This is a genomic window from Streptomyces sp. P17, from assembly GCF_032436805.1.
Lineage (GTDB): Bacteria > Actinomycetota > Actinomycetes > Streptomycetales > Streptomycetaceae > Streptomyces.
Genome location: NZ_JAVRBF010001246.1, coordinates 1 through 249, shown reverse-complemented (window position 1 = coordinate 249; position 249 = coordinate 1). Strand labels below are relative to the sequence as shown.

The 249-nt window shown below is 39.0% G+C and carries 1 protein-coding gene; it reads left to right on the top strand.

Going from position 1 to position 249, the window contains the following annotated elements:
• On the top strand, positions 1–249 hold a 249-nt coding region (locus RMT89_RS44560), incomplete at both ends, for a S1 RNA-binding domain-containing protein (RefSeq protein ID WP_399499092.1).

Below are 249 nucleotides of genomic sequence, written 5' to 3'. Positions count from 1 at the left end.
AAGAAATTGAGCTAAAAATTATTAAAATGGACCAAAAGCGCAACAATGTTGTGGTTTCACGTCGAGCAGTGATGGAAGCGGAAAGCCACGAAAAACGTAGCGCTCTTCTTGAACATTTACAAGAAGGCCAAATGGTTAAAGGTATTGTTAAAAATCTTACGGATTATGGTGCTTTCGTTGATCTGGGTGGTGTTGATGGTTTATTACACATTACGGATATGTCATGGAAACGTATTAAGCATCCTAGCG